This is a genomic window from Terriglobus tenax (assembly GCF_025685395.1).
Classification (GTDB): Bacteria; Acidobacteriota; Terriglobia; order Terriglobales; family Acidobacteriaceae; genus Terriglobus; species Terriglobus tenax.
The window spans coordinates 284,297-304,666 of record NZ_JAGSYA010000003.1 but is presented as its reverse complement, the minus strand read 5'-3'; the positions used below and the strand labels follow the sequence as shown (position 1 = coordinate 304,666).

The 20,370-nt window shown below is 60.1% G+C and carries 14 protein-coding genes; 11 read left to right on the top strand and 3 right to left on the bottom strand.

What is annotated here, in order from left to right:
* Positions 1-54: 54 nt before the first annotated feature.
* Entirely contained in the window at positions 55-3,441 is a 3,387-nt protein-coding gene (locus OHL13_RS01340; RefSeq protein WP_263408313.1) for a TonB-dependent receptor, read from the bottom strand.
* Between the two features lie 591 nt (positions 3,442-4,032).
* Between OHL13_RS01340 and OHL13_RS01335 the strand changes: the two genes are divergently transcribed.
* Positions 4,033-5,811, top strand: coding sequence for an amidohydrolase family protein (locus OHL13_RS01335; RefSeq protein ID WP_263408312.1), 1,779 nt, complete (start codon positions 4,033-4,035; stop codon positions 5,809-5,811).
* On the opposite strand, the gene OHL13_RS01330 is transcribed toward OHL13_RS01335, so the two are convergent.
* Positions 5,797-7,176 (bottom strand): glycosyltransferase family 39 protein, encoded by a 1,380-nt coding sequence (locus OHL13_RS01330; RefSeq protein WP_263408311.1) that lies wholly within the window; start codon positions 7,174-7,176, stop codon positions 5,797-5,799. The two genes, OHL13_RS01335 and OHL13_RS01330, sit on opposite strands and share 15 nt — an antisense overlap.
* 68 nt (positions 7,177-7,244) lie before the next feature.
* Here OHL13_RS01330 and OHL13_RS01325 point away from each other — a divergent pair, with 68 nt between their 5' ends.
* The 4 genes from OHL13_RS01325 (at position 7,245) to OHL13_RS01315 (ending at position 13,217) form a co-directional block, all read left to right on the top strand.
* Entirely contained in the window at positions 7,245-10,775 is a 3,531-nt protein-coding gene (locus OHL13_RS01325; protein ID WP_263408310.1) for a glycosyltransferase, read from the top strand.
* 129 nt (positions 10,776-10,904) lie between these two features.
* Positions 10,905-11,198 (top strand): type II toxin-antitoxin system RelE/ParE family toxin, encoded by a 294-nt coding sequence (locus OHL13_RS18645; protein ID WP_399255009.1) that lies wholly within the window; start codon positions 10,905-10,907, stop codon positions 11,196-11,198.
* Between the two features lie 22 nt (positions 11,199-11,220).
* Positions 11,221-12,786, top strand: coding sequence for an L-glutamate gamma-semialdehyde dehydrogenase (gene pruA, locus OHL13_RS01320; protein ID WP_263408309.1), 1,566 nt, complete (start codon positions 11,221-11,223; stop codon positions 12,784-12,786).
* Between the two features lie 56 nt (positions 12,787-12,842).
* Positions 12,843-13,217: a response regulator gene (locus tag OHL13_RS01315; protein ID WP_263408308.1), complete on the top strand. Its 375-nt coding sequence runs from the start codon at positions 12,843-12,845 to the stop codon at positions 13,215-13,217.
* Here OHL13_RS01315 and OHL13_RS01310 read toward each other — a convergent pair.
* Positions 13,214-13,840 (bottom strand): response regulator transcription factor, encoded by a 627-nt coding sequence (locus tag OHL13_RS01310; protein ID WP_263408307.1) that lies wholly within the window; start codon positions 13,838-13,840, stop codon positions 13,214-13,216. The two genes, OHL13_RS01315 and OHL13_RS01310, sit on opposite strands and share 4 nt — an antisense overlap.
* 181 nt (positions 13,841-14,021) lie before the next feature.
* Between OHL13_RS01310 and OHL13_RS01305 the strand changes: the two genes are divergently transcribed.
* The 6 genes from OHL13_RS01305 (at position 14,022) to OHL13_RS01280 (ending at position 20,358) form a co-directional block, all read left to right on the top strand.
* A complete protein-coding gene (locus tag OHL13_RS01305) occupies positions 14,022-15,674 on the top strand; it encodes a response regulator (RefSeq protein WP_263408306.1) in 1,653 nt (550 codons plus the stop codon).
* Positions 15,671-17,113, top strand: coding sequence for an ATP-binding protein (locus OHL13_RS01300; RefSeq protein ID WP_263408305.1), 1,443 nt, complete (start codon positions 15,671-15,673; stop codon positions 17,111-17,113). Before OHL13_RS01305 ends, OHL13_RS01300 begins: the two co-directional genes overlap by 4 nt.
* A gap of 113 nt (positions 17,114-17,226) precedes the next feature.
* Positions 17,227-17,874, top strand: a complete 648-nt coding sequence (msrA, locus tag OHL13_RS01295; protein ID WP_399255268.1) for a peptide-methionine (S)-S-oxide reductase MsrA — start codon at positions 17,227-17,229, stop codon at positions 17,872-17,874.
* Between the two features lie 120 nt (positions 17,875-17,994).
* On the top strand, positions 17,995-18,666 hold the full coding sequence (locus OHL13_RS01290) for a YceI family protein (RefSeq protein ID WP_263408304.1): 672 nt from the start codon (positions 17,995-17,997) through the stop codon (positions 18,664-18,666).
* 449 nt (positions 18,667-19,115) lie between these two features.
* Entirely contained in the window at positions 19,116-19,244 is a 129-nt protein-coding gene (locus OHL13_RS01285; protein WP_263408303.1) for a hypothetical protein, read from the top strand.
* A gap of 25 nt (positions 19,245-19,269) precedes the next feature.
* Positions 19,270-20,358 (top strand): YeiH family protein, encoded by a 1,089-nt coding sequence (locus OHL13_RS01280; protein WP_263409103.1) that lies wholly within the window; start codon positions 19,270-19,272, stop codon positions 20,356-20,358.
* Positions 20,359-20,370: the final 12 nt, after the last annotated feature.

Below are 20,370 nucleotides of genomic sequence, written 5' to 3'. Positions count from 1 at the left end.
GTCAGGCCGTGGCTGAAAGAGGTGGCCGCGGTGTATGCCCCGGCCACCCGCTGGTTAGTAGGTGATGCGGATACTGCCCTGAATCTCCCGCATGCCGTTCGCTGCAGTAATCGCGCCGAAGCCGCTGCCCGCATTCAACTGCGAGGTCCCGGTATAGGCAGCCGACGGCGACATGAAGTTCGGATGGTTGGCGATGTTGAAGCCCTCCACACGGAACTGCATCTTCGCATATTCACGAATGGCAAAGGTGCGCGCCACGGTAAGGTCAATCTGGTTGAAGCCGGGGCCGGTGATCGGATTCGGCGCGGCATTCCCAAAGGTGCCGGCAGCGCGTGTGCCAATCGCGTGGATGTTGAACCACTCGGCCGCGGTGCGTGTTTTTGCGCCGGTGGTTGTGTCGGTGCCTGCGTTGATATCGGCCACCAGGTTCGGACGATCGCCACCGCCGTAGCTGCCGCTGGAAACGCTGCCATCGGTGATGCTGATGGGGCGGCCTGTCATCCACTGCCAGATGCCCGAGACCTGCCATCCACCGGCGATTGCCGAACCAAGCCCCGAGTTCAACAAGCTGTGTCCGCGGCCAAACGGCAACGCGACCACCGGGCTGAAGGCAATACGATGGCGCACATCGAAGGCAGAAAGCTCCTTGTCGCCCGACTGGCTTCCGGGCTTTCCATTGGCGACATACGCAGGATTGGGATTCTGAGCACTGGCCAGTCCGTCCAGCGACTTGCCATAGGTATAGGACAGCAACAGCGTGATGCCTCCCTTGGTGCTTTGCTGGATTCTTCCCTGCAGCGAATTGAACTCAGAGTTGAAACCGGTTTTATGGTTGCTGATCGCCCCCCACTGCGGATACACACGATGCGCCTGCGTGGTTGCCGTGGCCGCACTTTCAGCGCCGCGCGAGTTGTAATTCAGGACGCTGTTGCCATTCAAACGAGTACCTTTTGAGCCGTAATAAAGTACTTCGGCAACGGCGCTCTTGGAGACCTGGCGCTGAACTCCGAGCGACCACTCGTCCCAGTACGGCGTGGCATAGTGAGGATCCACCGACGTTCCACTGACGATGGAGATCAGGTTGGTGCATCCTGACACCGGAGTCGCCGGGCAGTAGGGCGTACCCGGAGTTGGCAGGTTGCTTGCCGTTCCGAACGGCGCATCCAGCGTGTAGTTGGAGTTGGCCGAAGCGGTCGAAGAACTGATCGCCGCCGGTGTAAACGTCTTGGGATAGCGGATGGGATACTGCAGGCTGTAGCTGAGGAACTCGTTATACAGAATCGGCTCCTGGTAGAAGACGCCGAAGCCGGACTTCACCACCGTCTTGTCATTCTTGAACGGCTGCCATGCAAAGCCAAGACGCGGCGCAAAGTTGTTCCGGTCCGTCTGGTACACCGTCTTTGTGCCGTTCCACGCTGCCACCTGGAAGGTCTGCGTGACGGGGCTGAAGCTGGAAATCTGCCCGTACTTCTCGCTGACAGGCGTATTCAGCTCATAGCGCAGACCAAGGTTCAGCGTGAGATAGGGTGTGATCTTCCAATCGTCCATGGCGAAGAAATCAAACGAGTGGAAACGGTTGTAGGTGATGGGCGCGGTGTCTGTCGCGCTGGTGGAAGACGGAATGCCAAGCAGCATGTCTCCGAAGGCGTTGTTGGTGGTGCCTTTGTGATTGCTGCCGTTGATAGTGTTCAGAGTGCTGGCGCTGAAAGAGATGGAACCACGGCCCGTGGTGATCTCGTACTCGGTTGACTTCACGTCAGTCATGTCATATCCGAACTTGAAGGTGTGCGCCCTGTGACTCCAGGTAAGGGTGTCACTGAACTGCCAGTGGTTTGTCCAGCGGTTCTGCGGCAGGTTGGTTTGTCCACCGGTGGAGGTGTAGTTCTGCAACGTAATCGCAGGCAGACCCAGGTTGTTCGGTGCCGTGCCCTGGAAGGCTCCGCTCAGGCCGGGCCACTGGCTGCCGATCGTTGTGTTGTCCTCCTGGATACGCGGCTGCACCAGGCGGCTGAAGCCGAGGCGCACATCGTTCAGCACCGTCGGGCGAATGGTGCGAATGTATCCAACGTTCGCCAGTGTCGACATCTGGTCCGTAAAGCAACCGAAATTCGGCAGCGTGCGTGAACTGCAAAGGCTGTTATAGGGCTCGTAGGAAGGATCGTGGAAGTAGTTCCACGTGCCATAGAAAGCATCTTTCTCGGAGTACTTGTAATCGCCACGAACGTTGTACTCATCCATCGTTTCGCGGCGCACCGGGGTGTACAGATAGTCGTTGCCCGGAACACCAGCGTTGGTTACAGGCTGGTTGGTGTTTGGAAGCGGATACGAAAGTTTCGCCATCAGGCGGCCCAGCGTTGCCGCCTGTGTGTTCCACAGAACAACACCGCTGCCATCCGTCATCCTGGTAATGTCATAGCCGCCGCCGGGGACACCGGCGCAGGCGCCGGTCGTCGACATGGTCAGAGCAGTTCCCGTGTAAGGGTTATAGAGCTGTGTGCCGGTTGGCAGGCAGCCGTTCTGCGCCCACGAGGTTGGCACCGTTGACTTCAAGGCGAACTGCTGCCGGATGCGCTGCCCCTCGTATCCAAAGAAGAAGAACGCCTTGTCGCGAATGACCGGACCGCCGATGGTTGCGCCAAAGGTATTCTGCTTGAACGCAGGCGGCTTGGTGCTGGTGTCTCCCCAGGCTTTGGCTTCGATGGCGCCGTTCCGGATGAACTCATACGCAGAACCATGAAAGCGGTTGGTTCCCTGCTTGGTGACCATCACGATCTGGCCGCCGGAGAAGCGTCCGTACTCCGCCGAGTAGACACCGGAGAGCACCTTGAACTCCGCAATGGTTTCTACCGAAGGACGGAACGAAGGCTGGTTGGTACCCATGTCATTGTTGAAGGTGCCATTGACCAGGAACTGGTTGTTGGTCTCCGGAGCACCGTTGACGTTGAAGCCTCCGCGAAAGCCGAGGCTTGAGTTCTGCGCCGGAGGAAGTACACCCGGAGCAAGCTGCGCGAGTGCGTAGAACTGGCGGTTCGCCAGTGGCAGCTCGACGACCTTCTTGTTGTCGATAACCTGTCCGTTGGACGATGTCTCCGTCTCGGTGGTCAAGGCCTCTGCTTCGACGCTGACCGAGTCGGATGCACCGCCGACCGGCATGCTGATGTCGCTGCGGCGCACCTGCGCAATATCCAGCTTCAGGCTCGTCAGGTTTACGGTGCTGAAGTTTTCCGCAGCCGCGGTAACGTCATACACGCCCGGCGAAAGCTCTGCCTGGTGATAGCGGCCACCCTCATCGGTGACCAGTTGATAGGTAATTCCGGTGCCGGTGTTGCGGATCGTTACCTTTGCGCCTTTGAGAGCCGCGCCCTGTACATCCGTAACGGTTCCCTCGAGGGTGCCGGTAATGGCCTGTCCTTCGGCACTCGGGGCAGGTCCATACAGCATAAGAAGACACAGGAGAAGGGTGGATACACTGATACGCCTGAAAAGCGACAACATGCTTCCTCCAGAAAAACTGATTGTGGGCAAAGAAAGGCGTGCGGGATGGTTCAGGCCACACCGTTAGAACGGGCGGCCAGCGCGGTATCCCTGGACTGCAACATCACATGACGGGCAACAGAAAGAGGTAGACGTTCACTACGAACCTGCGGTGCTTACAAAAAGCTTCTGTATGTTTTACGAACTTATGGAAGTAAGCACTTCTGCCAGAGAAGAATTCAGGTGAGTTGACATTCATACCACTGGATACAGCCCCAGCAAGTACACGATGGCGAGATGCGGTAAAAGGCCCGCATAGGAAAAATCCTGTTGTCCGGTGAATGGATCATAGGTTAGGTAAAAAATGCTGTAAAGCAGAAAAGCCTCTTATAGATAGGTAGGCCGGCTACTTACTGTTTTCTAAATAAGGTCATTCATTTCCTTGATTGAAGCGGGGATCCCTGATTTCGCTGTTGCTGCAATGCACGCCAATTCTTCCCATCCGTTCTGGCGCATCCGAATGCGGTGATACGATCGGCACACGGAGTCTCTCCTCACATGACAAAGCAATTTTTTGTTGCGCTTGCCGCGATCGGCGCGCTTGGAGCAGTGTCTGCACCTTCCCCTTCCCCGCAGACCACGGCCATCACCGGCGCGATGGTCTTCGATGGCACGGGTGCCGCGCCGAAGGTGGAAACGGTGCTCATTCAGAACGGCCGTATTGTTGCCGTCGGTGAAACGGTAAAGCCGCCCGCCGGGGCAACGATCATCGATGCTCACGGAAAAGCGCTAACGCCGGGGCTTTATGACCTGCATACGCACTGGACACCCGGCGGCGAGCCGGCTACCGTGCCACAGATCGCGACCGAGTATGTGAAGTCCGGAGTGACAACAGTCAATGACTTCAATGAAGCGCCGGAGGCCTTCGCACCTCTCCGCACGTGGCTCGGCACATTGGCTACACCTCATGTGAACTTCGCGGCCCGCATTTCCACACCCGGCGGCCACGGAGCCGACTGGGCTGACCAGGCAACAACGCGCTGGGTGAATACACCGGAACTGGCACGCGCGGCCATTGAAGACCTTGTCCGCTACAAGCCCGACCTCATCAAGGCCTTTACCGATGGCTGGCGCTATGGAGCTTCGCCTGACAACACCAGCATGGATGGCTGGACTCTCTCCGCACTGACGGAGGCCGCGCATCAGCAGCACTGGAAGGTAGTGACACATACGGTGACAGTCGACCGTGGCGTGCTGGCCGCACGCTCCGGTGTGGACTCGCTGGCGCACGGTATGCAGGACCGCCTGTTGACCTCAGAAGAAGTGGCCGCGATTAAGAAGTCCGGCATGGCGGAGATTCCAACACTGGCTGTCTATGACCCGAACAAAGATCCGAAGCATCCCATGAATCCGTCCGACCCGAAGGACGCGCAGCGGCTGAATAAGTTTGCCAACGCCGAGAAGAACGTGAAGATGCTCTACGACGCAGGCGTGCGCATTGCCGTTGGCACCGACGCCGGGATGCCGATGACGCCGCATGGCAGCTCCACCCTGCATGAGCTGGAACTGCTGGTCCAGTCCGGACTTACCCCCTCGCAGGCCCTGACCGCGGCCACGCTGGAAAGCGCGCGTGTCATCGGGCAGGACGACGACCGCGGCACCATCGCCGTGGGCAAACGCGCGGACCTTGACCTGTTCGAAGGCAGGCCCTGGGAGAACATCGCGGATATCCACACGCTGGCCATGACGATGATCGACGGCAAACCGGTATGGGGCATGCAGGCGCCGCAGTTCCCTGCAACCAACAGCGCCACCACTATGCCCTCGGTCGCCATCGCCGCGCAGGTCGATGACTTCGAGCGCGCCGACGGACGCTCTTCTCTTGATACCTTGCGCGTGGACACGCCCGATGGCGGCCTGGACCGCACCGTTGAAATCAGCGAAGTGGTGCCACGCGAGGAGGGCGGCCACGCCCTGCTGATCTCTGCCCGCATGGCGACGAAGAAAGATCCCTATGCCGGTGTGGCGGTTCCGCTCACGCGTGGCTCTGTACAACCGGCGGATGTACGTGCGTTCCATGGGGTGCGCCTGGATATCCGTGGCAATGCGTGCACAGACAGGCTTACCATCAACGGCGTCACGGGCGCCTGGACGGCTCCGCTGACGGTTTCCTTCACATGGAAAACCGTCGAGATTCCTTTCACATCGCTCCAGCCGCAAGGCCGCCGTCATCCGAAAGAGTGGACAGGAAACGACGTGACCCAAATTGAAGTGGGAGGCAGTTGTGCCCCCGGAACCAAGCTCTGGCTGCAGCTCGACAACCTAACCCTGTACTGAGTCTGAGGCCGCTGGCGGGGCGGTGATGGCAATTGCAGCCAGCACAATCCACAGCGGCACAAACTCCACCGTATAGCGCGGCTCCGAGTTATCGACCGTCAGCAACAAGGCACAGCGCAGCAGGCCATAGGCCAGCATGGCCACCTGCAGTGCACAAAGATCCCGCTGGTGACGCAGCGTCCATAGGCCCATCGCCGCCAGGGCCATCAGCGCAAGGTTCACCGCTCCGAAGAACAGAGCACGGCCGAAGGCCAGCGGCGAAGACTCCCGCCAGCGCCACCAGCGCAACGGCCCGGGAAGCCAGTCCGCCCGTGGACGCAACAGCATGTTTGCCACACGCGCAACAGGCAGCCATATGTAATAGCGGAAAGGGTGAGCCTGCACACGCTGCTGCGCGATCACCGCAAAACGGGCGTCCACGGCAGCCGAGTGCCGCGTTGTCTGGTTGTAGAGTGCAAATACTTCGGCGGTCTCACGGAACTGCTCCGGCGAATCGAAGGCTCGCCCGGGGAGCGAGGCGAAGTCCATCGGATCTCCGTCGTAGTCCCAGTAAATCTCTTCGGTCGAGGCGTAATCGACGGCCCATGTCCGGTACCAGCGCTGAAAGCCATAAGGATTGGGCTCCCCCGGGTCATTGGCATAGCGCGGCGCCAGCGGCTGGATAACGTGAAAGACACGATAGTTCCGCACGGCCCACGGGACCAGCGGCAGTACCGCCAGGACGGCGCAGGCAATGACCGGAAACAAGGATCGGCGCACCGCTCTGCCTTTCCCCAGCAGCATAGCCGGAAGAATGGCCGCTGCCAGCAGCCCTTGGTCCGGACGCAGAAGGATGGCATACGCCAGGGCCGCTGCCAGAACCATCACCCAGCGCCAGTGTGGGTCGTCCAACCAGCGCTGCAGCGCCCAGAAGGCCAGCACAGTACAGAAGAGGGTCAGCGTCTCCGTCAGACCGGCGGCTGTGAACTCCGCCAGGAAGGGGCACAGAGCCGCCATCCACAACGCCACCAGCGCTGCCCTTTGTCCGGCCATACGGCGAGCCAGCAGCGACAGCAGACCACAGGTGCACAGGTCCACCAGCATCTGCACCCACAGCACAGGCTGCAGGTTATCCATACCGAACAGACGAAAGCAAAGACCAAGAAAGAGGGGGTACCCCGGCAACCGGATCAACGTTGGCCGGACTCCCGCGCCCTGGGTAAACCCGTAGACGCCGGTCGTCATCCAGTTGCGGATGAACTCCGAATAGAGCTGGGGGTCGCCCTGCAGTTGCGGGTAATGCCGGATACAGTACATCCGCAGCAGAGCCCCGGCTAAGATGGCCACAGTGGACCAAATAAGGATGCGTGCCGCTGGCTTTGCCATGAATCGCATCATACTGTGATGTAAGGTTCCCGGTTCGGCCTTAAGATGGGACATAGCACTCACTTACGATGACGAAACCTGTTTTTTACGATCCGCAACGCCGCCGCTGGAAGCGGTTGCGCCGCATCTTTGATATCTGTGCGGTCCTGGGCAGCATCCTGCTCATTTTTTTCGTCATCGGCCTGGTGCGGATTCGCCCCCTGCCACAGCTTCTGATCGAGGCGCCGAAGCGCAACTATAAATCGCTTTCGACCCCGCCAGTCCCGGAGATGTCGCCGAAGGAACGTGCCCAGCTCAACGCCCACCGCCGCACCCGCCGCAAGCCCTCGGAGATCGCCTTCAACACCGGCGAAGGTCTGCGGGCAGCCTATTACGTGGACGACGACCCGGCCAGCTACTCCTCGCTGAAGCAGCATGTTCACCAGATTGACCTGCTCTTCCCCGAGTGGCTGCATGCGCTTTCGCCCGACGGAACCCTGTCGGCGTACAGCATCGACAACCGGCCGTTTTCCGTGGTCGACAAAAACGGTACCGTCCACGGCGTCGACCGTGAGAACAAGGTCATCCGCACTATCACGCAGGCCCGGGAAGATACGGAAGTCTTCCCCCTGCTGAATAACTACGATGTGCGCCGCGGCAATTTTGTACCGGAGATCGGTCAGCTTCTCAATAGTCCTGACGGCTCCGCCAACCTGGTGCGGCAGATTCACACCTTCCTCGCGGCCAATCCTCGCTACCGGGGCATTTCGCTGGACTTTGAAGAGATTCCTTCTGACGCGCAGGCAGGTTTCCGCAACCTGGTCGCCGCGCTCTACAACGACTTCCATCCGCGCAACCTGCGGCTTTATATCAATGTTCCGGTCGGCAATAACGACTTCGACATGGCGTACCTGGCCGCCCACTCGGACGGCCTGCTGCTGATGAACTATGACGAGCACCAGACCGAGAGCGACCCCGGCCCCATCGCCTCGCAGGACTGGTTTGTCGAAAATCTGCAGCAGATTCTCAAGCAGGTGCCCAAGGAAAAGATCATCTGCGCTCTCGGGTCCTATGGCTACGACTGGACCACCACCATGCCGGAGCCTGAGGACAAACGGCATCCGCATCGCAAGCCCGCGCCGCCAAAGGTGGTCAACTCCCTGAACCTGGCCACGCAGGAGGCCTGGCAGGCTGCGGTCGACTCCGATGCAAGTGTCGTGCTCGACCCTGACACGCTGAACCCGCACTTTGCCTATGATGACGAGGATGCGAAGGTGCGGCACCAGGTATGGTTCCTGGACGCGGTCACTGTTCTGAACGAGATGCGAGCCGCCCGTGAGCTTGGTCTGCAGACCTTTGCCCTGTGGCGTCTGGGCTCGGAAGACCAGTCGTTGTGGAAGATCTGGGACCAGCCCAACCGCGCCAACCCGGTAAAAGATCTGGCCGATGTTCCCCCCGGAAATGCCGTGGACACGGAAGGCGATGGCGATGTGCTGAAGGTCACGCGCGGCATGCAGAACGGCAGGCGCCTGGTGAAGATGGATGACGACAACAAGTTCGTCGCCGAAGAAAGCTTCTCGAAATATCCGCTCTCCTACACCGTGCAACAGTATGGCTATCACCCGAAGCGCGTGGCCATCACCTTTGATGATGGCCCGGATGCCGATTGGACGCCGCGTATTCTCGACATCCTGAAGGAGAATCACGTCTCCGCCACCTTCTTCCTGATCGGAGAAGAAGCGCAGGACAATGTCGGCCTGGTCAAACGCATCTACCGCGAAGGCCACGAGATCGGCAACCACACCTTCACCCACCCGGACATCAGCGAAATCTCCAGGAACCAGCTTGACCTGGAAATGACGCTGACGACGCGCCTGTTCGCCAGCAAGGTAGGTGTGCAGCCGCTCTACTTCCGTCCGCCCTACTCCATTGACCAGGAGCCTGACACCAACGACCAGGCAGCTCCCGTCGAGCATGTGCAGGAGCTTGGCTACGTTATCGTCGGCAATAAGATCGATACCAACGACTGGGACGAGCACCCGCGCAAAACGCCGGAAGAGATTACGCAAAGCGTTTGGGACCAGATCAACCTGATGGACCAGAAGCCGTGGATGCGCGGCTCCATCATCCTGATGCACGATGGCGGTGGCAACCGCCAGCCCACCGTCGATGCCCTTCCAATCCTGATCAAGGCGCTGCTGCAGCGCGGCTATGAGATCGTTCCCGTTTCGCAGCTGCTGGGCAAATCGCGCGACCAGGTGATGCCACCCATTGTTGGCTTCCGCGCCAAATGGCAGGCTTTTGTCGATTCGGTGATGTTCTCGCTCTTCGGCTTCTTCAACCACTTCGTCGTCGCGGTCTTCTTTGTCGGCGATGTGCTGATGACGGCACGGCTCATCATCATCGGCCTGTTCGCCGTCATCGACCGTTTCCGTAAGCGCAAGTCCATGGCGACTGAGAGCTATCAGCCGCGCGTCGCCGTGCTGATCCCCGCCTACAACGAGGAGAAAGTCATCGCCCGCACCATCCGCTCGGTGATGATGTCCAACTACAAGAACCTGAACATCGTCGTCATCGATGATGGCTCCAAGGACCGCACCGCGGCCGTGGTGCGTGAGACCTACCCGAAGGAGCTGGAGAGCGGACGCCTGACCCTGCTGACCAAGCCCAACGCCGGTAAGGCCGAAGCGCTGAACTACGCCCTGAAGACCATCGAAGAAGAGATCTATGTCGGCATCGACGCCGACGGCGTCATTGCACACGACGCAATCGCGCGCCTTGTGCCGCACTTTGCCAATCCGAAGATCGGCGCTGTGGCCGGCAATGCCAAGGTGGGCAACCGTGTGAACCTGTGGACCCGCTGGCAGGCGCTGGAGTACATCACCAGCCAGAACTTCGAGCGCCGCGCTCTGGATCTATTCGACGTTGTGATGGTCGTTCCCGGAGCCATCGGCGCGTGGCGCACACGCGCTGTGCAAGACCTGGGCGGCTACCACGCCAACACGGTCGCCGAGGACGCTGACCTGACCATGAACCTGCTGGAGCAGGGCTACTCGGTCATCTATGAGGACCAGGCGCTGGCCTTTACAGAAGCTCCGGAGAATATACGCGGACTGATGCGGCAGCGCTTCCGCTGGTCCTTCGGCATCCTGCAGGCGGTCTTCAAGCACATTGGAGCGGTGAAGCGTCATCGCGCCATGGGTCTGTTCGCGCTGCCGAATATCATCATCTTCCAGATCATTCTGCCGCTGCTGTCGCCGCTCATCGACCTGATGTTCATCGCCAGCGTGGTGCACTACCTGCTGGATAAGCACTTCCATCCTGAGGCCGCCTCGAACGCCAGTTTCCTGAAGTTGCTGATGTTCTTCGTCACCTTCATGGTGGTGGACTTCGCCGCCTCCGCGCTGGCCTTCGCGCTGGAACGCAAACACCCGGCCAGCAAGGGAGACGCCTGGCTGCTGGCCCACATCTGGATCCAGCGCTTCAGCTACCGCCAGGTCTTCTCCATTGTGCTGCTGAAGACCATCAAGCGGGCCATCGACGGCAAGCCCTTCAACTGGGACAAGCTGGAGAGAACGGCGCAGATGTCGGTCGAAACCGAGCAGTTGACCAAGACGTAGTTATGGAAACGCGCACCAACAGCTTCCGAATTGACGCCGACAAGGTCGGGGAAGGGATACGGCAGGCAGATGCAGGGGAGACCGTCTCGCATGACGAGATGAAAGAATTCCTCAAGAAGCTCACTCGCGATGATGCTTCGGTGGACCCGGCGCTCTCAGTTCGACATCGCTGCTCTTCACAAGTACATCTCGCAGCACAGTCCTCAAGCTGCCGACGGGCAGGTCCACCGTATCCAAACAGCCGCGGAGATGCTGCCGTGGTTTCCCTTGATGGGACGAGAAGGACGCGTTTCAGGAATACGTGAGTTTCTTGTTCCCGGAACCTCTTACCTGCTGTCACACCGGACTGAAAAGGCGGCAGTAGCGATCCTCCCCGTACAGCACGGCGCCCAGCGCTGGCCCGTCTCCTTCCCAAACCCCTAAAAGCGATAAACTTGAAATTGATATGCCGATTTCTACCCTGCCTCCCTTTACGAACGAGCCCTTTGAAAATTTCAGCGACTCTGCCACCCTCCAGGCCATGCAGCAGGCGCTCCAGCAGGTAGGCTCCGCCCTCGGCAAAGAGTATGACCTGATCATCGGCGGCAAGCGTATCAAAACCGCCGGCAAGATCACCTCCACCAACCCCGCGCGCACCGCGCAGGTGGTCGGCATTCACCAGAAGGCAACTGAAGAACACGCCGAGCAGGCGATACAGGCCGCACAGGCTGCTTTTACCACCTGGTCCAAAACCTCCGTCGAGACCCGCGCCGAACTGCTGCTCAAAGCCGCATCGCTGGTACGCGAGCGCAAGTTCGAGTTCTGCGCGTGGCTCACCCTGGAGGTCGGCAAGAACTTCGCCGAGGCAGACGCCGACGTGGGCGAGACCATTGACTTCCTGGAGTTCTACGCGCGCGAAGCCCTGAAGCTCGACCTGGCCACCACGCCCATCCAGTACACCGGCGAGCGCAATCAGCTCCGCTACATGCCGCTGGGCGTGGGCGCTGTCATTCCGCCGTGGAACTTTCCGCTGGCCATCATGGCCGGCATGACCTGCGCCGCCATCGTCTGCGGCAACACCGTTGTTCTGAAGCCTTCCGCCGACGCTCCGACCATCGCCGCCCGCTTTGTGGAGCTTCTGGAAGAGGCCGGGGTTCCCGATGGAGTAGTGAACCTGCTGCAGGGCGAAGGCGCCGAGGTCGGCCGCGCACTGGTGGATCATCCGCAGACCCGTTTCATCTCTTTCACCGGATCAAAAGCGGTCGGTCTTGAGATCCACGAGCGCGCCGCGAAGACCCAGCCGGGACAGAAGTTCATCAAGCGCACGGTTCTGGAACTCGGCGGCAAGGACTCGATCATTGTCGAGGCCGATGCTGATCTGGACTCTGCCGTCGACGGTGTCATCGCCTCCGCCTTCGGCTTCAACGGCCAGAAGTGCTCGGCCTGCTCCCGCGCCATCGTGAATGAAGCCATCTACGATGTCTTCCTCGACAAGTTGCGCGAGAAGGTTGCGGCCATCAAGACCGGCGATCCGTCCGAGAACATCTACACTGGCCCGGTCAGCAGCCAGCGCGCCTTTGACCGCGTGATGGGCTACCTAGAAGTGGGCAAGACCGAGGGCCGTCTGCTGTTGGGCGGTGAAGCTATCCCGAACGAGGAGAAGGGCTTCTACATCCAGCCCACGATCTTCGCCGACGTCGCCCCCACCGCGCGCATCGCGCAGGAGGAGATCTTCGGACCGGTCCTGGCCGTCATCAAGTCGAAGAACTTCGACGACGCCCTGGCAATCGCCAACAACACGGAGTATGGCCTGACCGGCGCGCTCTATACCGGTTCGGCAGCCAAGCTGGATCGCGCACGTGTCGATTTTCAGGTGGGGAACCTGTACTTCAACCGCAAATGCACTGGCGCCATGGTGGGAGCACATCCCTTTGGCGGTTTCAATATGAGCGGTACAGACTCCAAGGCTGGCGGCCCGGACTATCTGCTACTCTTCACGCAGGCAAAATCGATTGCCGAAAAAGTCCGCTAAGCGACATTGACACTCACCGCTGTCTAACGCAAAATCCCCAGTGAGGAGGGCGGTCCGTGGCACGTATTCTGTGCGTTGATGATGAGCCGGATGCACTGCGTCTGAAGTGCGTCATCCTCAACCGTGCCGGGCATCTGACGACGCCTGCGCCCTCCACCGGGGAAGCCCTTGCCTACCTCCGCGCCACGCCGTTCGATGCCATTGTGATGGACTGGCAGCTTGGCGCAGAGGACGGCCATCCCCTGCTTCAGCAGATCAAACAGCTCTCAAACGCTCCGGTGATTGTTGTTTCCGGGTATGTCTCCCGCGCGTACCAGTCGTCGGAACCCACGGCGGATATCTACCTGGAAAAGCCGGTCGACCCCTCGGAGCTGGTAACGATCCTCGAGACCCTGCTTCGTCCTGCCAGTGCCGCCCCCATCGCAAGCTAGGAAGCAGCAGCCTCTTCCGGTACCACCTGGTGATGGATGGCGAACAAGGCCAGCTCCAGCCGGTCAGATACGCCCACCTTGCCATAGACACTGCGCAGGTAGTTCTTTACCACCTGCTCCTTGGTGCCTAGCTGTGTGGCAATCTCCTTGTTGCGGCATCCCTGCACAATCAGGCTCACCACCTGCATCTCGCGGGGCGTCAGCTTCTGGCGGATACGTTGACCGATGTTCTCCGGCTTTGACGGCTCCGCCGCCGTGCTGAGCGATGCGCGCTGGCCGCGAGCCACCTGGCGGACCCGTTCCACCAGCGTCTGGCCATCTACGTTTCTATGGACAACCCCAAAAAGCCTGGCTGCCACCTCCGGCGTGGGCCGCTCGCCCTTTTCCAGCACCAGGATCAGCCGGCTGCCTGCCTCGGCAACCACGTCAAACAATTGGGGAAGATCGGTGAACATGGACCGGCCGGCCAGCACAACGGAAGACCGGTAGGCCCGGACCGCCTCCAGCAGCCGCTGCTGGTCGCCACACTGTGCCACGATGCGCAGATTGTCGTCCCGTACCAGAACCCGCGCCATACCCGCGCGAAAAATTGCTTCGTTGTCCCCAAGAATCACGCGAACCATACCTCAACACCCCTGAAACTTCTCTCGACACGGTTTATCGGCGCAATTCGCGCCCTCCGTGAGGAGTGTCTGAAAATGGCACACATCTTGCGCCTGCAGAACCTGGGATGCAATAGGAATTTTTGAGTCTTCGCCCCTGTGGAAGGAATCAAAATGCTGTCGCGAAGCTAGACTCTACGGTATGCCCAAACCAATTATCCTCGCAGTCGACGACGATACCAGCGTTCTGGAAGCAGTAGTCCAGGATCTTCGCCGCCATTACGGGCAGCAATACCGCATTCTCCGCGCAGCCTCTGGCAAGGCCGCGCTCGATACCGCTGAGCAGCTTAAGGAGCGCGGCGAACAGGTTGCCCTCTTTCTCTCGGATCAGCGTATGCCCGGCATGACCGGCGTTGATCTGCTCGAACAGGTCATCCCCCTTTACCCGGAGGCCAAGCGAGCGCTTCTGACCGCCTACGCGGACACTGAAGCCGCCATCCGGGCCATCAATTCCGCAAGAATTCACTATTACCTGAACAAGCCCTGGGATCCGCCCGAGGAGAAGCTGTACCCCGTCCTCGACGACCTTCTCATGGCCTGGCAGCAGGGTTACAAGCCTTCCTTTGAAGGCCTCCGTGTCATCGGCACCCGCTGGTCGCCGCAGGATCACGCCACTCGCGAGTTCCTGGGCCGTAACCACGTGCAGTATCAGTGGCTTAACCTGGAGCAGAATCCGGAAGCCGGAAAGCTGCTGGAAGATCACAAGCTCGACGCCAAGAACCTTCCGGTCGTCTGCTTCGGCAATGGCGACGTTCTCGTCCAGCCGACCCTGCTGGAACTGGCCCAGAAGATCGGCCTCCGCACCCAGGCCGAGCAGCAGTTTTATGACCTGGTGGTTATCGGTGCCGGTCCGGCCGGATTGGCTGCGGGCGTTTATGGCGCCTCCGAGGGGCTGCGTACCCTGATCGTGGAACCCGACGCTCCCGGCGGACAGGCTGGTTCCTCCTCGCGCATCGAAAATTATCTCGGCTTCCCGCAGGGGCTCTCCGGCGAAGAACTGGCCAAGCGCGCGACCCTGCAGGCCACCCGCCTTGGAGCGGAGTTCCTGACCCAGCGCGCCACCTGCGTGCGCAACGAGAACAACTACCACATCATCACCATGGCCGACGGCAATGAAGTCACCTGCAACGTCTGCCTGGTGGCCACTGGTGTCTCCTATTGCAAGCTGGAAGTCCCCGGTGCCGACCGCTTTACCGGCGCCGGCGTCTATTACGGCGCTTCCATGAGCGAGGCGATGGCCTGCGCTAACGAAGAGGTCTATATCGTCGGCGGAGCCAATTCCGCCGGACAGGCGGCCATGCACTTCTCCAACTATGCTGCCTCGGTCCGCATGATCGTCCGTGGCGATGGGCTTGAGAAGTCGATGTCCAAGTACCTGATTGACCAGATCGCTTCCCGCCCCAACATCGTTGTAGAGACCTGCACCGAGATCATCGGCTTTGACGGCGATGGTCACCTGGAGAGCATCACGGTCCGCTGCAAAGAGGGCGAGCACAAGCGTTCCACCTCGTCGGTCTTCATCTTTATCGGGGCTGCCCCGAAGACGGACTGGCTGCCCTCCACCGTGTTGAAAGACGAGCGCGGCTTCATCCTGGCCGGCCCTGATCTTCCGGCAGACCTTCGCGGCAAGCTCAAGATGGACCGCGACCCGTTCCTTCTGGAAAGCAGCGTCCCCGGAATCTTTGTGGCGGGCGATGTCCGTCATGGTTCCGTCAAACGTTGCGCCTCCGCCGTAGGTGAAGGCTCCATTGCAGTGCAGTTTGTACACCAATACCTAGCAAACATGTCCCGATGATGATTGACCTAACCCAGACCGTCTCTCTGTCCCCTTCCGAAGTCGCCCAGCGCCTTCGTGCTCTGCCTGTCTTCTCCACGCTGTCCGACCAGGAGCTCGAGTGCATCGCTTCAGCTCCTGTCGTTCATGTCTCCGCCGGGCAGATTCTTGCCCAGCAGGGAGAGAAGCTCACGCTCTTCGGCATTCTGCTGGAAGGCAAGGTCCGTAGCTTCTACCAGTACGGCGCCAAGCAGGCACAGACAGTGGCCACCATCGAGGCCGGTGCCGTGATGGGCGAGTACGCCCTTCTGACCCGGCAAGCGATCCCGGTCACAGCCGAAGCGGTGGAAGACTGCATGATCCTCAGCTACACCGAGGAAGAGTTCTGGGGCTTGATGGCGCGCTGCCCCGCCATGCGTAACTTCATCCTGGGCCAGTTGAATGAGCGTCTGCGCGGAGCCCAGCACCGCGACATCCAGGAGGAGAAGCTGGCCGCTCTAGGCACGCTGACCGCCGGCCTGATGCATGAACTGAATAACCCCGGAGCAGCTGCCAGCCGCGCCGCCAGCCAGCTCCGCGCCAACCTGGCCCGCATGCACGAGCTCACCAAGGCGTTTTCCAGCGAAGACAACGAGAAGCCCGAGTTGCAATGCGTCTGGGCCCTGCAGGAACGTGCCTTTGCCACCGAACGGCCGCAGTGCATGAGCTCGCTGGAAGAGGCAGACCGCGAGGAAGAACTGGCCGAGTGGCTGGAAAGCAACAACCAGACCAATGCCTGGAAGCTGGCGCCGATTCTCGCCTCCATCGGAATTACGACCTTTGACCTGGAATGCCTGAAGGCTGAGGCTCTGCAGGACGGGAAACACTCTCTCAGCAACATTCTGGAGTGGCTGGCCTCCATGGTCAGCTCCATGCAACTGGTTGGCACCGTAGAAGAGAGCATTACCCGCATTACCGGCCTCGTCAAAGCAGTCAAGACCTATACCTACGAAGGCAAGAGCGGCCAATCGATTGATCTGAACGAGAGCGTGCATGCCACGCTCATTCTTTTGAAGCACAAGATCTACGAGAAACAGCTCAGCATCAAGAAGAACTTCGGCGGCGGTCTGCCGCCTCTCGCCGTCAATGCCGCCGGCCTGAATCAGATCTGGACCAACCTGCTGGACAATGCCATCGATGCCGCTCCCTCCGATGGAGGACAGCTCACCGTTACGACCGGCATCAAGGATAGCCGCATCTTCGTCACCATCGGCGACAACGGCACGGGCATTGCCCCCGAGGACCAAGACAAGATCTTCGAGACCTTCTTTACGACCAAGCCCATGGGCGTTGGCACAGGTCTCGGCCTGGGCATCGCACAACGCATCGCAGAGCAGGCCGGAGGCCTGATCAGCTTTACCTCCGCCCCCGGAAAAACCGAGTTCACGGTCAGCTTTCCCGTAAAAGAAGCAACCAAATAACGCGTGTACCGGTTTTGCCGCATCCATAAGCTCTGTAACGTTCGCCGTTCTACCGACGTCCTATGCTCGAAAGGTGACCCCTTATGCGCACGATGACGCGTATGTTTGCAGCGATGTTGAGCCTACTTCCACTCTCAGGAGGAGCCGTGACCAAACAACCACTTCCAGCACCGGTACACGATGTGGCCCTGGCCTCCACCCATGGCGAGCAGAAAGCCGTCTTTGCCGGCGGATGTTTCTGGGGCACGCAGGCAGTCTTCCAGCGCCTGAAAGGCGTTCTGCACACCACCGCCGGTTACGCCGGCGGCACCAAAGAAACCGCCAGCTATCAGCAGGTGATCACCGAAACGACCGAGCACGCCGAGTCCGTCGAGGTGGTCTACGACCCCGCGAAGATCACCTACGGCACGCTGCTGCGCATCTTCTTCTCGGTCGCGCATGACCCTACGCAGCTCAACCGTCAGGGTAACGACGTCGGCTATTCCTACCGTTCTGCCATCTTCTACCAGAACGAGGAACAGCATAAGCTGGCCACCGAGTACATTGCGCAACTCGACGCCGTGCACGCTTTCCATGCGAAGATCGTGACCCAGGTGGCTACACTCAAAGCCTTCTACGCCGGCGAGGACTACCACCAGGACTACGCCCTGAAGAACCCGAACAATCCCTACATCCAGGTCTGCGACCTGCCGAAGATCGAGGCGCTCAAGCAGCAGTTCCCTGACCTGTTCGTGGACTACAAGGGACATTCTCAACAGTAATCCGCAGCACACAACGAAGAGCCGCAGGGGAAGTTACCGTTTTTCCTGCGGCTTTTTTTCGTTCCATCCGTCATACCTCCACACGCACCAAACATCTGCTGTCCCTCTTTTGGAGGTTGTATGTTTCGCAAGCCCACCCTGCTGCTGGCCGGTCTGCTGACCCTTGCCAGCGTCTCTGCCTATGCCCAGATGCCCGGCCCGGGCGGTCCCGGCGGACCGCAGCAGCCGCCACCGCCGCCGACTGCCGGCGCCAAGCTGGACATCGTCCCCGATGGCTCTTCGGCCACCTATCGCGTCACCGAGCAGTTTGTCGGCGTTGCCTTCAGCAATGAGGCCGTCGGAACCACGACCGGCGTTACCGGCAGCATCACCATCAAGGCAGACGGCACCATCGCTCCCGGCTCCAAGCTAACCGTGGATCTGAAGGGCCTTAAGAGCGACCAGGACCAGCGCGATGGTTTCGTGCAGAACCGGACGCTGGAGACCGCCAAGTTCCCCACCGCCGAGTTCGTCCCGACCAAGGTCTCTGGCCTGGACAAGATGATTCCGTCGACCGGGCAGACCGGCATCGCACTGACCGGCAACCTGACCATTCACGGCGTCACCAAGGAAGTCACCTTCCAGGGCATCGCCACCTTCAACCCGCGCGAGAGCATAGTCGCCGGCCGCGCCAAGACCACGCTGACCTTTGACCAGTTCGGCATCGCACCGCCGAAGATCGGCCGCCTGGCCAGCGTCGACAACAAGATCGAGCTGGAACTGGTCTACCGCTTCAAGCGCAGCATGCCGTAAAGGCAGTTGTCAGTTCTTAGAAAAAGCAAAGCACCCGTTTCCCCATTCTTTGGCGAAGCCAAAGGGTGGGGTTTCGTGCTTCTGAAGCCTTGTCATCTCGACCGAAGCGCGTAGCGGGGCCCTGCATTTACTTTGTTGCGAACGGGATGCAGGTTTCTCTACCTCACAGAGCATAGACTGCTCCCGGATATCCGCCAGCCAGCCCTTGACGAAAAACCGAAGAAACTCTAACCTCTCAGTAATGGTTATGAACCCCACCGCTGCCTGTACCTGTTGCGTTTGTTGCGACAGCGTATGCTGCTGCGCGGTTCAAGCCTGATACGACGAAGCTTAGAATAAGCTTCCACTCAAGATTCAGGACCCACGCATCAGCCAACAGAGCGATGCGTGGGTTTTCTCTTTCCGGCGCATCGTGAGCACCAGGCATCACGGTAAGGAGCCGAAAAGAAATGTCACCGAATCCCACGACCAAGGCAGCAAAGCACAATACCGCCGTCATCGACATGCTGGCCATCGGCATCGCTCTGGCGCTGGCCGTGCTGGTCCGCCTCGATGTAGTTCCGCACATCAGCTTCTAATTTTCGACAGTTGACCGTGCCGACAATGCTTGCATCTCCGGAGACCCACACGCAGAGCTCCGGCTCTGTCGTGAAGGCATTCGTGCGCCTTCTCCCCGGCATGGCTCTTCTGTTCGGCATCGGCTTCCTGGGCAAGTTCCTGGAACATGAATTCACCCATCTGCGCACCGAGTATCATCTGCGCCTGCCCCAGATCGAATACGTTCTCTGGGCTATCATTCTTGGGCTGATCGTCTCCAACACCATCGGCGTGAAGTCCATCTTCCGCCCCGGTGTCGCCACCTATGAGCTCTGGCTGAAGCTCGGCATCGTGCTGGTGGGCGCGCGTTTTGTCTTCTCCGATGTCATGCGCATCGGCAGCGTCTCCATGATTCTGGTCTTCATTGAGCTGGCGCTCTCGCTTACGGTGATGACGCTGCTTGGCCGCATCTTCGGTCTGCGCCCCAAGCTCACCTCGCTGCTGGCCATCGGTTCGTCGATCTGCGGCGTTACCGCCATCATGGCTGCGCGCGGAGCCATTGATCCGGAAGAGGAAGATGTCTCCACCTCCATCGCCGCCATTCTGACCCTGGGTGCGATTGCCCTGTTTACTTTCCCCACCATCGGCCACCTGCTGCACCTGAGCCAGGAGAGCTACGGTATCTGGACGGGCCTTGCCGTCGACAACACCGCCGAGGCCACCGTCACCGGCGCTCTCTACGGCGATGTCGCCGGACGCTTCGCCATCCTGGCCAAGACCGCGCGCTCGGCCTTCATCGGCTTCGTCGTTCTGGGCTATGCCGTCTATTGGGCTTCTAAGGGACAGGCGCCGGATGTTCCGAACAAAGCGCTCTTCCTCTGGCAGAAGTTCCCCAAGTTCATCCTCGGCTTCCTCATCATCTCGGTACTGGCCTCGTCGCACTTCTTTACCGCGACGCAGCTCACCAGCCTGAGCAATCTTTCGCGCTGGGCCTTTCTTCCCGCATTTGCGGGCGTTGGCCTGCGCACCAACCTGCGCGACCTGGTCGGGCAGGGATGGCGGCCCATCGTGGTCGGGGTCCTCGGCGAAATTTTCATCGCCCTGGTCACCCTCGGGCTCGTCTACTGGACGTTTATCCGCGGAGGCATTCAGTAATGCGCCGCGAGT